A 12839-nucleotide genomic window follows, 5' to 3' on the forward strand; every position below is an offset into this window, starting at 1 on the left:
TCGGCCAGCCCGGGAACGCACAGTGCGGTTTCTCAGGGCGACGGCGTGCGGTGGGCCCGGACGACGAAGTCGTGGATGGTCAACTGCTTCGCGTCGTGGTGCACCTCGCGGGTCCGGGACTCCGCCACGGCCACCTCCCACTGGGCTTCGGGCAGGGACCCGACGATGGTGTCGAGACCGATCGACGCGGCCTCCGGGGCGTGGGCAGCCGAGTGGGTGTCGGCGTGATCGTGGCCGACGACCAGCAGCGTCCCGCCGGGGGCGACGGCTGCGGCCAGCCGTGCCACGAACTGGTCGAACGGCAGGTCGGGGTGCACGTACTGACTGGTCACCAGGTCGTAGCGCTGCGACGGCTCCCAGCTGGTCAGGTCGGCGGTGAGCCAGGTGATGCGCTGCGCGACGCCTAGATCCTGCTGCGCGACGAGTTCCTTGGCGCGGGCGACCGCGGTCGACGAGGCGTCGACGGCGGTCACCTGCCAGCCCCGGCTGGCGAGCCAGATCGCGTCGGCGCCGGTGCCGCAGCCCGCGTCGAGCGCCGTACCCGGGGGCAGGTCCGCGACCTCGGCGACCAACTGCGGTCCTGGCGAGACGTGTCCCGCCGGGTGTGCCTGATAGTGCTGCTCCCACCAGTCGGCACTGAACGCGGGATGATCGGCGTGGGTGTCGTTGCTCATGCTTCGACGGTAGTGAGCCGCCCGAAAACGGGAAGAGTTCATGCGGTTTCCGCAAGAAGGTGCCGTATATCAGCGGGGCCGGACGCCGGACGGACCTAGCATGGTCGGCGTGTCAGAGGTCGAGCTTTCCGACGTGGTCCGGCAGCGCATCCGTGGTCTGCGGCAGGCGCGCGGCTGGAGTCTCGACTCGCTCGCCGCCCGGTGCCACCTCAGCCCGTCCACGCTGAGCCGCATCGAGACCGGCCACCGGCGGATCGACCTCGACCAGCTCGTCGCCCTGGCCAGGGCGCTGGACACCACGATCGACCAGCTGGTCGAGCCGGTCGACGACGCCGATGTGATCATCCGGCCGATGCAGCATCAGGAGCCGGGTCTGGCCACCTGGGTGCTGTCGCGCAGCTCAGGGCAGCCTGGCGGCAGCATGGTGGCGAAGATGCGGATCACCCCGGAGCGGCGGACCGGCCCGGGGCATCTGAGCGTGCACCCGGGGCGGGAGTGGTTCTTCGTGCTCAGCGGCACCGCGCTGCTGCATCTGGGTGAGCGGCAGATCCCGGTCGGGCCGGGGAACGCGGCGGAGTTCTCCACGATGATCCCGCACTCCATCGGTGCGGTGAACGGTCCGGTGGAGATCCTCACCATCTTCGACCAGGACGGCGAACGGGCACACGCGCAGTCGTCGAACGACACCCCCACCAGTTAGTCTTGCTATTACTGCAAGGCTTGGTGCCGATAGCGCAAGGCGGCGCTAGCTTTCCCGCATGACCTCTCCAAGCCTGTCTCCGCAGGTGTCAGCCGTGGCGGACGCCACTGCGGCGGATTCCGACCCGACGATCCACGATCCGCGCCGACGCCGCGCCGTCCTCGTCGCGGTGTGCATCGCGCTGATGGCGGTGATCGCCTCCGTCTCCGGGCTGAACGTCGCCCAGCAGGAGTTCGCCGTCGCGTTCGGCGCCTCGCAGAGCACCGTCCTGTGGATCATCAACATCTACACGATCACCCTGGCCGCGCTGCTGCTGCCGCTCGGCGCGGTCGGCGACCGGTGGGGCCGCAAACCCGTACTGCTTGCCGGCCTGGTCATCTTCGGCGCGGCGAGCGCCGCCGCCGGCCTCGCCACCTCGACCGAAATCATGATCACCGCGCGGCTGCTCAGCGGCGTCGGCGCGGCGATGATCATGCCGATCACGCTGGCCGTGATCACCTCGACCTTCCCGGCTCAGGAACGGTCCCGGGCGATCGGCGCCTGGACCGCCGTCGCCGGCGGCGGCGGTCTGCTCGGCATGTACCTGTCGGCCTTCCTGGTCGACGTGGCGGACTGGCGCTGGCTGTTCGCCCTCCCGGTCGCGCTGGTCGTCGTGGCCGCCGGCCTGACGATCCGGTACGTCCCGAACTCCCGCGAGGAGTCGGACCACCCGTTCGACACCGTCGGTTCGCTGTCGTCGGTGCTGGCCGCCGTCGGGCTGATCTTCGTCCTGCATGAGGGGCCGGAACGCGGCTGGACCGCGCCCGCCACCCTGGTGGGTCTGCTCGTCGGTGTCGTCGGAGCCATCGTCTTCGTCGGCTGGGAACTGCGCCGACGTACGCCACTGCTCGATGTCCGGTTGTTCCGCGACCGGGGCCTGTCCAGCGGTTCGGTGGCGCTGCTCGCGGTGTTCGGCGTGCAGGCTGGCATCTTCGTCGTGCTCTTCCCGTACTTCCAGGCGGTGCTCGGCTGGTCCGGGCTGCGTTCCACGCTGGCGATGATGCCGATGGCCCTGCTGATGATGATCGCCTCGGGCCTCGCCCCACGAGTGGCCGCGCTGGTCGGTGCCCGCGCGACCATGGCGGCCGGGATCTTCCTCGGCGGCGCGGGCCTGGCCCTGATGGCCAGCTTCGTCTCCGTCGACGGCGGCTACCTGTCGGTGCTGCCCGGCATGCTCGCCATGGGGCTCGGCATGGGCCTGTCGATGACCCCCTCCACCGAGGCGATCACCAGCGCCCTGCCCCGCGCCCGCCAGGGCACCGCGTCCGCGCTCAACGACGTCACGCGAGAGTTCGGTGCCGCGCTCGGCGTCGCGCTGCTCGGGGCGATCGTGTCCGCCGGCTACCGCACCGCCGTCGACACCCGGCTCGACGAGCTGGCCGTCGATGCGCCGGACGCGGCCCGGGAGGGCATCGCCACTGCCCTGGCCGCCGCCGACGCCGCCGGCCCGTACGCGGACGAGCTGGTCCGGGCCGCTCAGCAGTCGTTCGTCGACGGCTGGCAGCAGGCGATGTGGGTGGGCGTCGCGGTGCTGGCGCTCCTGTTCGGCTACGTGCTCGCCCGGGGTCCGCAGCGTCGGCCGCAAGCCGATCAGCCACCCCGGTCGCCGGAGCAGGGCAGGTAGTCGAGGCATGGCCGCACCTGGTGAGCGGGCTCACCAGGTGCGGCCGGTGATCCGTTCGTAGACCTCGACGTAGCGGCTCCGGGTCACCTCGACGATCTCGGCCGGCACCTCGGGGGCCGGCGGGCGCTTGTCCCAGCCGGTGCTCGCGGCCCAGTCCCGCACGTACTGCTTGTCGAAGGAGAACTGGGGGCGGCCCGGCTGGTACGCGTCGGCCGGCCAGAACCGGGACGAGTCGCTGGTCAGCACCTCGTCGGCGAGGACCAGGGTGCCGTCGGGTGCCCAACCGAGCTCGATCTTGGTGTCGGCGACGATCAGGCCACGTTCCTCGGCGAGCGCCGCGCCGCGCCGGTAGACGTCGAGGGTAATCTGCCGCAGCCGCTCGGCGGGCTCCGCGCCGACCTGCGCGACGACATCGGCGTACGTGATGAACTCGTCGTGCTCCCCGACGGCCGCCTTGGTGGTCGGGGTGAAGATCGGCTCGGGCAGCTTGGATGCTTCGACCAGACCGGCGGGCAGTGCGACGCCGGAGACCGAGCCCGACTTCTCGTACTCCTTCAAGCCCAGGCCGGTGAGGTAGCCGCGGGCGATGCACTCCACTGGAACCATGTCGAGGCGGCGGCAGCGGATGGCCCGGCCGGCGAACTCGGCTGGCACGTCGGTGGCGGAGACGACGTGGTGCGGCACCAGGTCGGCGAGCTGCTCGAACCACCACAGCGACAGCGCGGTGAGCAGTTTGCCCTTGTCCGGGATCGGCGTGGGCAGCACCACGTCGTAGACGCTGATCCGGTCGGAGGCGACCAGGATCAGGTCGTCGCCGTCGGCGTACACGTCCCTGACCTTGCCCGAGTGCAGCAACTCCACGCCGGCAAGTACATCACGACGGCGGCCGGCGAAGACGGGTGCCCGTCCGCCCTGGGCTGGTGGGCGGACGGGCTGGCCAGGTTGGGGGCTCGATCCTGGCCGGCCGCCGGTTCGTCGGCGTTTCCCGGGCCGACGAAGCGACGCGTACTGGCCCTGAAAGGTCTCAGGAAAACGCTTTCCAGTGAGACGAACGCTACGCGGTCAGCCCGCACGCCGTCAATCATCGATGAAGGAGGCGTCACGAACAGCCGGACGGCCCGTTGACACCCGACCGGGTCGCTTGTGTAAATGATCGGGCCGCAGACCGGCCAGCCCAGCCCTGATCAGGAGAAACCCGTGTCATCATCCGCCGCATCGACACGCGGAGCTGTTGCCCGAACACTCACTGCCCTATTGGCGGTCGCCATCGGACTCGGCGCCTGCGCCACCGACGACACCGGCGAGCCGACCGAGGACGGGCCGGTCGAACTCTCCATCTTCTGGTGGGGCGCGGAGCGCCGGGCCGAGCTGACCCAGCAGGCGCTCGACGTCTACGCCGCCCGCAATCCGGGGATCACCTTCAGGGTCACCTGGCAGGGCTACAGCGGCTACTACGACAAGCTGGCCACCCAGGCCGCCGCAGGCAACACGCCGGACCTGTTCCAGATCGACGACAACTACCTGACCGAGTACGCCGAACGTGACGTCGTGCTCGACCTCACCCCCTACGTCGACAGCGGTGAGCTCGACCTTTCCGGCTTCCCCAACAGCCTGGTCCAGTACGGACAGGTCGGCGGGCGGACCGTGGCGGTCGCCGCCGCCGCGAACACCCCGGCGATGGTGTACGACAAGACTCTGCTGGCCGAGCTCGGTGTCGACGAACCGACGATCGGGATGACCTACCCGGAGCTGATCGACTGGGCCAGCCAGATTACCGCGCTCACCGACGGCGAGGTGGCCGGCACGATGGACCCGTCGGCTGACTACAAGGCGCTGTGGCTCTGGCTACGCAGCAACGAACTCGAGCTGTACCGGGGCCGGCAACTGGGCTTCAAAGTCGACGACTTGGAAGCCTGGTTCCAGCTATGGCAACAGGCCCGCGACGCAGACGCCACCCCGAGCGTCGAGCTGATCAGGGCGGCGAACAACGGCAACGCCACCCAGCAACTCGTCGTCACCGGCGACGCGGCGACTTCGTTCATGTGGTCCAACCAGCTGGCGGAGCTGCAGAAGCACACCACCGCCGACCTCGGTGTGGTCTCCTACCCCGGCGACCCGCAGGGCCAGTGGGCTCGGGCGTCGATGTATTGGGCGGGATTCCGGGGCACCCGGCACCAGCAGGAGGTGGTTGGCCTGATCGATTTTCTGGTCAACGACCCGCAGGCCGGCCGGATCCTCGGCACCGAGCGCGGCCTCAGCTCCAACCTGGAGGTCCGCGAGACGGTACAGGCAACGCTCGCCGACGAGAAGATGCAGGCATCGGTCGCGTTCGAGCAGCAGATGTCCGACCTGTTCGGTCCGGCACCGGTGCCCCCGCCACCCGGCCACACCACGGTCCGGACGCTGCTGGTCACAGCGGCAGAGAGTGTACAGAGCGGCGCGACGACCCCCCGGCAGGCCGCCGAGGAGTTCGTCGCACAGGCCAACGCGGTGTTGGCGAACGGCTGACACGACTCCGGGCAGAGCGGCTGATCCGACAGTGGCAGGACCGATCGGCCGAGCACCCGGTTCACCATTAGGCGGGACAGGCGTAACAAGCAGTTACATTGGTCGACGTCGCGCCGTTTCGACCGTACCGTCGGCATGGGAGGTCTCCCATGCCGGAAGATTACATCGGCCTGCGGGTCGCGCGGTGGCGTGACATCGCCGGCATGACGCAGCAACAGCTCGCCGCCGAGATCGGGGTAAGCCGCGAGTACGTTTCCATGATCGAGAACGGCAAGCGCGCGGTGACCAAGAGGTCCATGCTCATCGCGCTCGCTACCGCGCTCGGGGTCTCTACAATGGACCTCACCGCGCAGCCGTACCTGCCCCGTTCCCGCAACGACTTGGCGCTCTACGCCGCCGTACCGGCGATCCGCAAGGCGATGGACGACGACGAGCCGGCCGCCGCCCGCCCGGCGGCGCTGCTCGCCGCCGAGACCGACCGGGCGATGCGGGCCCGGATGGCCTGCGACAACCCGACCCTCGGCATCCTGCTGCCCAGGTTGATCGCCGAGATCCGCTCCACAGCCAACGCCGACGAAGACCCAGTCGCCCTGCGGATCGCGGTGCAGGCCCTGGTCACCGGTTCGCTGGCGCTCAAACCACAGGGCCACGTCGACCTGGCGATGCGGCTCGCCGAGCGCGCCGTCCGGGCGGCGCAGCTCGCCGACGACCCGGCCTGCGTCGCCGCCGCCGACTACGCGCTGGCCCAGGCGGTCCTGGCCACCGGGCTGCGGAAGCGATCCTGGACGTTGGCCTGCGACGCCGCCGAACGAATGCAACTTCACACCGGTACGGACGAAGGCCGCGCCTGGTACGGCATGCTGCACCTGCACGCCGCGCTGTCTGCCGCCAGCCTCAGTCAGCACGACGTCGCCGAAACCCACGTCGCCGAGGCCGCCGACGTCGCCCGGCGTACCGCAGGTGATCCTTGGCGGATGGAGTTCACCTCGGCGAACGTCGCGGTGTGGCGGGTCGGGGTGGTGCTGGAGAACGGCGAGCCGGGTCGCGCCCCGGAACTCGCCCGCAAAGTGGACCAGAGCGCGCTGCGGACCCCGCAGCGCCGGGCCAGGTTGCACATGGACGCCGGGCGCGGGTTCCACGCCGCCAAGCGCAACGAAGAGGCGGCACGGGCGTTCCTGCGGGCCGAGGCGATCGCCCCGCACGAGACCCGCAGCCGGGCCACCGTACGGGAGATCATCGCGCACATCGTGCGGGACTCGTCGCCCCGTAGCGGCTCCGACGAGCTGCGGCAACTCGCGGTACGGATGGGAATAGATCCACTATCGCCAGAGGATCATTCGACGTAACCACTCGTTACGCAGAATCGGCTTGCGGTCTCGTACCGTCATGAGTACGGGGTGCGGTGCCGGGTGTCAGTGGAGAGCCCCCGGTGTCGCACCCCGGCTTTCGGGTCGCACCCGTGGCTCCGCTCGGCGGTCCCCTGTTGCGCTCGCACCGTCGTGAATGGCTGTCGTGGAGGGAGGGACATGGTCTCGTACGACGAGTACCTCGTCGCCGTCGCGGCGACACTGGCCCGCCGACACCGACCACAGTGGTCGTGGCGCCGGTGGCGGCGGACCTGCCGATGTGGCGCCGAGCTTCCCTGCCGCACGCTGCACCGGGTGCCGATCAACCGGGGCCACTGGCCACGATGAGGCTCCGCCGTCACCGTCCGGTCAGTCGGTAGCCGACCAGACCGGCACCGACCACCAGCAGCCCTACGGCGGTCAACGCCTGCGCCACACTGGCACCGCCACCGCCGGCCGGCTGATCGGCCGGAGCCGCCGGTGGTGCCGGCGCGAGCACCGCGTTGGTCGCGATCAGCGACGGGGCGGGCCGCTCAGCACCCGGCCCGGTGTCCGACCACTCGTAGCTGTCGCCGTCGACGCACCGCTGCACCGCCGGGAACCAGAAGGTCTGCCCGACCGTCCCGGTCAACCGGACCAGCACCGAGAACTCGGCGACCCCGGCGGCGATCTGCTCGGCGCTGATCGCCGGCCCGGTCCAGCTGACCCGGCCGGGGGTGACCTCGGCAGCCCACCCGGGCGGCTGTCCGGTCGTCGAACCGGCGATCGCCCCGGCCGGCATTTCGACCACCAGCTCGTCGGTGTCCGCGTTGTCGCAGCCGTGGTCGAAAGTGAAGGTCAATGTGGTGGCACCGGCACCGTTCGGGGCCGCGCCGGCCAGCTGGGTGTGGGCCGCCGCCGGCGCCGCCGACCAAAGCGTCACCAGCGCCGCCGGTGCCAGCCCCGGCAGCACCGCGCCGAGCAGCCCCAGCAGTGCCGCGCCGAGCAGTGCTGCGGCACGGCCCACCGCCGGTAGCGACGCCGCTGCCAGTTGTGGTCGGAACCTGTTCATCGGATCTCCACCAGGCTCATCGGATCTTCACCGGGATGGTCGCGATCGGGCTGTCGAACCGGGAGGTACGCGCGTTGACGGTGACCTCCCAGCTGCCGGGCAACGGGAAGTCAGCGACCGCCTCGTAGCGTCCCGGGCCTGTCTGGGCGAGTCGGCGGTCCAGCGGCCCGACCCCGACCTCGGGCAGCGTCACGGTCACCGTCGGCGGCGCGACCGGCTCCAGCGGCTGCCCGGCGGCGTCGAACAGCGCCAGCTCCAGCGCGTTGATTCCGGTGGCACCCGGGGTGATCCGGATCTGCACCCGGCCGTCGCCGAGCGCGGAGTCCGCGACGACAGCCTGCTCGAGGGCGCTGGTACGGCCGTCGGCCGAGCCGGTGGCGGTGGTGTCGGAGGCCCGGTCCGTCGGGTCCCGGGTGACCAGCACACCGGTGACGGCGAGCACCCCGACCAGCAGCACCGCCTCCGCCCGGACGGTGCGGCGCAGCGAACGCATCGCGGCGGCCTCGGCGTCAGGTCGGCGGGTACGCGGCACCAGCCGGTACCGGTTCCAGCCGGCGATGCCGACGAGCACCCCCACCGCCGCGACCTTGCCGAGCAGCACCAGGCCGTACGTAGTGCCGAACAGCGCCGACCAGGAGCCGACGATCCGCCAGCCGAGCAGAACTCCGGCCACCGCCAGCAGGGCGACCAGGAACGCGGCGGTCTGGGAGAACGCGGCCACGACGCCGGCCCGCTGCACGGCCGACGTGGTGTCGAACCGGCGGGACAACAGGTGCACCAGACCGAGGATGCCGCCGAGCCACACCGCGGCGGTGACCAGGTGCAGCAGGTCGCTGCCCAGGGTCAGCCAGACCGGGCCGAAGCTGCGGGTGTGTCCGACCAGCGCCAACGCGCCGAGAGCCAACCCGGCCCCGGCGAATACCGCCACACCGGCCGGGCGGCGGGCCGCCCCAGCGCCGCCGCTCGCCAGCCGGGCTCCGACCAGGACCGCGAGCACCCCGACGGCGGTGAGCGCGGCGGCCAGGCCGAGGTCGGACAGGTAGCCGGTCCGCCAGGTTGCCGGGCCGGCCAACGCGGCGACGTCGGCCGCGTCCTGCCAGGCGGTGGTGACCGGCGGCATCACCGCCACCGCGGCGAGTGCGACGACCCCGAGCCCGACCACCGTGGGCAACTGTCGTCGACGCGCCGGGATCGGCAGGAACGACAGGCCGAACACGGCCAGCCCGGTGCCGCCGAGCACGCCGACATACAGCAGCGCCTCGGTGACCGGACGGAGCACCCGCAGGGCGAGGTCCGGCTCGGTGACCGGGATCGCGACGCTGCCGGCGGTGGGCGCGCCGATCGCGAAGCTGAACCCGCCGGCAACCGGGTGGCTGTCCGCGGAGATCACCCGCCAGCTGACCACGTACGTGCCGTCGGCCAGGCCAGTCGGCAGGTCGACGACCACGGTGCTGTCCACCGACCTGGCGGTGGCGTCGACAATGGACCCAGCGGCGTCGAGGACCTGCACGCCCTCGGTGCGGACCTGGACCGGCTCGTCGAAGGTCAGGGTGACCGACGGCGGTGCCTCAGCGAGCAGCGCGCCGTCCGCCGGATCGTTGGCCAGCAGCGTGGCGTGCGCGGTGGCCGGACCGGCGCCGGCGAGCGCGAGCAGCAGACCGAGCAGGCTTCCGAACAACAGTCCGGGTACGGCGAGCCGCGCTGCTCGCCGTACCCGGCGCGGCGACCGCACGCCTATGTGGTCTTCCGGGTGCGCTGCAGCGCCAGGCCGCCGGCGGTCAAGCCGAGCAGGCCGAGGATCAGGCCGATCCAACCGACGACGGAGCCGCCGTCGCTGGTGGTGGAACCGGCGGTGGTGAGGTCGGTCGGCTCGGCGTCATCGGCGGGCTCGTCACCGGCGGCATTGCCGTCGGCATCGTCGGCGGTGATGACGAACGACGGTGCCGGGTAGTCCAACTCGTGGCTGTCCTGGCCGTCCGCCGGCACCTGGGCCCAGGCGGTCTCGCCCTGCTCGCAGGTCTGGATGGCGGGGAAGATCAGGGTCTTACCGGCCGCGTCGGGCAATCGCAGGGACAGCTCGAACACGTCGCGGTGGCCTTCGGGCAGTGGGGTCTTGGCGGTGTAGACGATCTCCGCGACTCGCTCGGTGAGCTCGTTGCCGTGGCTGTCGGTGACCGGCGGGTCGAGCGTGGCCATCACCTTCTCGACCGTCCAGCCCTGGTTGATGGTGGGTGTCACCGAGTTGATCAGGTCGGGGATCTGGATCGCCACCTTGGTGGTGGCCGAGCCGTCGCAGCCGTGCGGCACCGACACCGTCAGCACGGTGTAGGAATCGGCGGTGGTGACGGTGGGGGTGACGGTGACATGCGCCGCCGCCGGGGAGCTGGCGAGCAGGACGGCGGCGCCGGCGATGGCGGCGCCGGCACCGGCTCGGGCAACGCGACGAAGGGTGGGGTGCATTGACGGTAACCTCTCGATCATCGGGCCGCCGAGGGTGCCGCTCGACGGATTCTACGCATTGGTCGGCTGCCGACGCCCGCTGGTTCCCGGCGGATCCGATGATCTCGTGAAGACCAATGGTCACACAGGCCAATGTCAACGGTCCTGACCCTGGTCACCGTCGCTGCCGGACACCCGGTCGCCCTGAGCCGGCGTGCGCCACATCGGCCAGATCGGCGGGCCGTCCGGCAGCTGGACCGGTTCGTCGGCGACGTACCCGTGCCGAAGGTAGAGGCCACGGTTGCGCGGCGTGGTGGCCTCCAGGTACGCCGGGGTGGCCGATGCGTCGAGCAGCCGGTGCTGGTGGGTCAGCAGGGCGGTGCCCACGCCTCGGCCCTGCAGCCAGGGTGTGACGCCGAGGTACGCGAGATACCGGTGCGGCCGATCCGGCTGTCGTCCGCTTAGGACGCCGTGCAGGGCGGCGACGCGGTGCTGCCAGATACCGGCGGCGAGCATCAGTCGACGCTGGTGGACGGTGCTGTGGTTGGTCGACTCCGGCTGCTCGCGCTGGTACCAGATCGCCACCCCGGTGAACGGTCCCGCCACGTACACGTCGGCACCGGTGTCGATGGCGTGCTCGAGTTCGATGGTGAACAGCGACCGGAAGGTGGTGACCCGGGCATCGATGTCCCCCACCAGCCATTGGGAGACCGGTGCGATCAGAAACGCCTCGGTGAGCAGCGTCGCCGCCTGAGGGATGTCATCGTGGGTGGCTGCCCGGACGGTCATCGCGGGTGTGGTCGCGTTCATCGGCACGCTCCAAGAGGGTGAGAGTGTGGGTGGGATGAGACAGCTGGGATTTGCCCGGTAGGGGATCGTGCGGTGACAGGTCGAGCCGGCCCTGGCTGGGCGGGCCGGCTCAGGTACGACCGCTCAGCACCGCGTTGCCGACCGCCGCGCCGGTCTGGCCCAACAGGTCGCACAGCGCCGGCCGCAGCGCCCGCGGCAGGACGTCGAGGTGACGGGCCACCTCGGGTTCGGCACCGTCGAGCAGGTAGGTGTCCAGCCCGGTCGCCACGGCCAGCCCGGCAAGGAACAGGTCAGGTTCGTCGAGCGGTTCCATCCGGCGCAGCCGCAGCGACAACCGCGCCCACGGCCAAGCCGCGAGGTTGATGTCGACCGGCACGTAGATCGTCCGGGTGCGCATCAGCCGGCGGACCTGCTCGGGTCGGACGACACCGGCGGCGGTCAGCCGCTGGGCGACGTGGTCCGGGGCACGCTCCGACAGTACGGTCAGCCAGACCCGTACGCTGGTGTGCTCCGGCTCGTCGAGCAGCAGCCGCAGCGCGGAACGACCGAGCGCGTCGGCCGGCGCCGCCGGATCGACCACCCAGACGTGACCGGCGTCGACGACGACGGCCTGCGCGGTGACCAGCTCGGCAAGGACCGCGCTGGCCAGACCGAGCCCGACCGCCCGGGGGTGCAGCCGGGCGCGCCCGGTGACGTCGTGATGTGCGAGCAGAAAAAACTCATCGGCGAGCAGCGGCACCGTCTACCACCACCTGCTCGGCGGGCGGCGGCTGGACGCTGGCCCGTCCACCGACGGCGGCCCGCCGCACCGCGGCGACGCTGACCAGCGCCTGTTGGCAAGGTGGATGGTCGGGTCGACAGTCGACGTGGTGGCCGTCGGCCCACACCCACTGCCCGCCGTAGCTGCGGGCCGAGCTGATCCGCACGCAGGTGATCAGCAGATCGAAGGGCTCGCCGGGCACGGGACCTCGCCCGTACCGCCATTCGGAGACGGCGAAGCGGAACACCGTACCCGGCGGCAACTCCGGAATTTTCACGTTCTCAGCATTGTAGGTCATATGTATCAATCCAGCCGGAATCATCGGACGCGCCACTGGGGGCATGCGTCGCCATCCGGAGCACCGCAGGCGATCCAGACAACGTTTTTCTAACGTGAAGTTCCAGGTCGGGGAGAGCACTTGGCGGACATTGGTCACGTGGACCAGATGAATTCCAACTCGTCGGCGGCACCACCGATCCGGACCTCGGACAGCACCTCCCGGAGCGCCGAGGAAAGATCCCCGATGGCCGCGCCGGCCAACAGATCCGGATGATGAGCCGCCACGGCGTTGAACACGAGGCGTTCGACGGTGAGCGCGTCCACTGGGCTCAGCCGGCAGCCGCACGGAGCGCCGTACACCCAGCCGTTGAGCCTGGCCATCGGAATCATTTGCCGTTCGCAAGTTGCACAGAAGAGCAGGCCGGCCAGGGGTGACGGATAGCCACCCGACGACGTTTTGGGAGCAGCGACCCGAGCATTATTCAGCTCGACGCCGTCGGCAATCTCCCAGTGCGTGCCACGGCTTCTCGCCATCGCGGACTCCTCACCCTGGGACACCATCGATTGACCGCCATCGGCGGACGCAGATCGAGTCTGCCAGGGCACCCA

General features: G+C 70.7%; 14 protein-coding genes. 5 read left to right on the forward strand and 9 right to left on the reverse strand.

What is annotated here, in order from left to right; translation table 11 throughout:
- Positions 1-32 precede the first annotated feature (32 nt).
- Positions 33-674 (reverse strand): class I SAM-dependent methyltransferase, encoded by a 642-nt coding sequence (locus ACFHW1_RS02125; RefSeq protein WP_416552293.1) that lies wholly within the window; start codon positions 672-674, stop codon positions 33-35.
- A gap of 109 nt (positions 675-783) precedes the next feature.
- On the opposite strand from ACFHW1_RS02125, the gene ACFHW1_RS02130 reads away from it, so the two are divergent.
- Positions 784-1374: a helix-turn-helix domain-containing protein gene (locus ACFHW1_RS02130; RefSeq protein ID WP_416614691.1), complete on the forward strand. Its 591-nt coding sequence runs from the start codon at positions 784-786 to the stop codon at positions 1372-1374.
- Between the two features lie 94 nt (positions 1375-1468).
- Entirely contained in the window at positions 1469-3037 is a 1569-nt protein-coding gene (locus ACFHW1_RS02135; RefSeq protein WP_416567604.1) for an MFS transporter, read from the forward strand.
- A gap of 30 nt (positions 3038-3067) precedes the next feature.
- Here ACFHW1_RS02135 and ACFHW1_RS02140 read toward each other — a convergent pair whose 3' ends face one another.
- Positions 3068-3898 carry a phosphoribosylaminoimidazolesuccinocarboxamide synthase gene (locus tag ACFHW1_RS02140; protein ID WP_416552290.1) on the reverse strand — a complete coding sequence of 277 codons (831 nt, stop codon included), beginning with the start codon at positions 3896-3898 and terminating at the stop codon, positions 3068-3070.
- Between the two features lie 393 nt (positions 3899-4291).
- Here ACFHW1_RS02140 and ACFHW1_RS02145 point away from each other — a divergent pair, with 393 nt between their 5' ends.
- The 3 genes from ACFHW1_RS02145 (at position 4292) to ACFHW1_RS02155 (ending at position 7239) form a co-directional block, all read left to right on the forward strand.
- Entirely contained in the window at positions 4292-5545 is a 1254-nt protein-coding gene (locus ACFHW1_RS02145) for an ABC transporter substrate-binding protein (RefSeq protein ID WP_416552289.1), read from the forward strand.
- Between the two features lie 149 nt (positions 5546-5694).
- A complete protein-coding gene (locus ACFHW1_RS02150; protein ID WP_416552288.1) occupies positions 5695-6891 on the forward strand; it encodes a helix-turn-helix domain-containing protein in 1197 nt (398 codons plus the stop codon).
- Between the two features lie 180 nt (positions 6892-7071).
- Positions 7072-7239 carry a hypothetical protein gene (locus ACFHW1_RS02155; RefSeq protein ID WP_416552287.1) on the forward strand — a complete coding sequence of 56 codons (168 nt, stop codon included), beginning with the start codon at positions 7072-7074 and terminating at the stop codon, positions 7237-7239.
- A gap of 10 nt (positions 7240-7249) precedes the next feature.
- Here ACFHW1_RS02155 and ACFHW1_RS02160 read toward each other — a convergent pair whose 3' ends face one another.
- The 7 genes from ACFHW1_RS02160 to ACFHW1_RS02190 all read right to left on the reverse strand — a co-directional run bounded on the left by ACFHW1_RS02160 (position 7250) and on the right by ACFHW1_RS02190 (position 12764).
- Positions 7250-7942 carry a DUF1775 domain-containing protein gene (locus tag ACFHW1_RS02160; RefSeq protein ID WP_416552286.1) on the reverse strand — a complete coding sequence of 231 codons (693 nt, stop codon included), beginning with the start codon at positions 7940-7942 and terminating at the stop codon, positions 7250-7252.
- Between the two features lie 16 nt (positions 7943-7958).
- Positions 7959-9674 carry a copper resistance protein CopC gene (locus tag ACFHW1_RS02165; protein ID WP_416552285.1) on the reverse strand — a complete coding sequence of 572 codons (1716 nt, stop codon included), beginning with the start codon at positions 9672-9674 and terminating at the stop codon, positions 7959-7961.
- Positions 9675-9676: 2 nt separating this feature from the next.
- Entirely contained in the window at positions 9677-10402 is a 726-nt protein-coding gene (locus ACFHW1_RS02170) for a YcnI family protein (RefSeq protein ID WP_416614693.1), read from the reverse strand.
- Between the two features lie 135 nt (positions 10403-10537).
- Entirely contained in the window at positions 10538-11191 is a 654-nt protein-coding gene (locus ACFHW1_RS02175) for a GNAT family N-acetyltransferase (protein ID WP_416552283.1), read from the reverse strand.
- A gap of 109 nt (positions 11192-11300) precedes the next feature.
- Complete coding sequence (locus tag ACFHW1_RS02180; RefSeq protein WP_416552282.1) at positions 11301-11930, reverse strand: GOLPH3/VPS74 family protein; 630 nt, start codon at positions 11928-11930, stop codon at positions 11301-11303.
- The gene (locus tag ACFHW1_RS02185; protein ID WP_416552281.1) at positions 11911-12228 is read right to left on the reverse strand and encodes a hypothetical protein; all 318 of its coding nucleotides are present in this window, start codon (positions 12226-12228) and stop codon (positions 11911-11913) included. The genes ACFHW1_RS02180 and ACFHW1_RS02185 overlap by 20 nt, the downstream gene beginning before the upstream one ends.
- 155 nt (positions 12229-12383) lie before the next feature.
- Complete coding sequence (locus ACFHW1_RS02190; protein WP_416614695.1) at positions 12384-12764, reverse strand: hypothetical protein; 381 nt, start codon at positions 12762-12764, stop codon at positions 12384-12386.
- Positions 12765-12839 lie beyond the last annotated feature (75 nt).

Source organism: Micromonospora sp. LOL_014, assembly GCF_048060245.1.
Lineage (GTDB): Bacteria > Actinomycetota > Actinomycetes > Mycobacteriales > Micromonosporaceae > Micromonospora_E.

Bases quoted from the DNA above. Each gene is read 5' to 3' on its own strand.
- ACFHW1_RS02155 (WP_416552287.1), top strand. From the start codon at position 7,072: ATGGTCTCGTACGACGAGTACCTCGTCGCCGTCGCGGCGACACTGGCC.
- ACFHW1_RS02170 (WP_416614693.1), bottom strand. From the start codon at position 10,402: ATGCACCCCACCCTTCGTCGCGTTGCCCGAGCCGGTGCCGGCGCCGCC.
- ACFHW1_RS02125 (WP_416552293.1), bottom strand. From the start codon at position 674: ATGAGCAACGACACCCACGCCGATCATCCCGCGTTCAGTGCCGACTGG.
- ACFHW1_RS02175 (WP_416552283.1), bottom strand. From the start codon at position 11,191: ATGAACGCGACCACACCCGCGATGACCGTCCGGGCAGCCACCCACGAT.
- ACFHW1_RS02150 (WP_416552288.1), top strand. From the start codon at position 5,695: ATGCCGGAAGATTACATCGGCCTGCGGGTCGCGCGGTGGCGTGACATC.
- ACFHW1_RS02160 (WP_416552286.1), bottom strand. From the start codon at position 7,942: ATGAACAGGTTCCGACCACAACTGGCAGCGGCGTCGCTACCGGCGGTG.
- ACFHW1_RS02190 (WP_416614695.1), bottom strand. From the start codon at position 12,764: ATGGCGAGAAGCCGTGGCACGCACTGGGAGATTGCCGACGGCGTCGAG.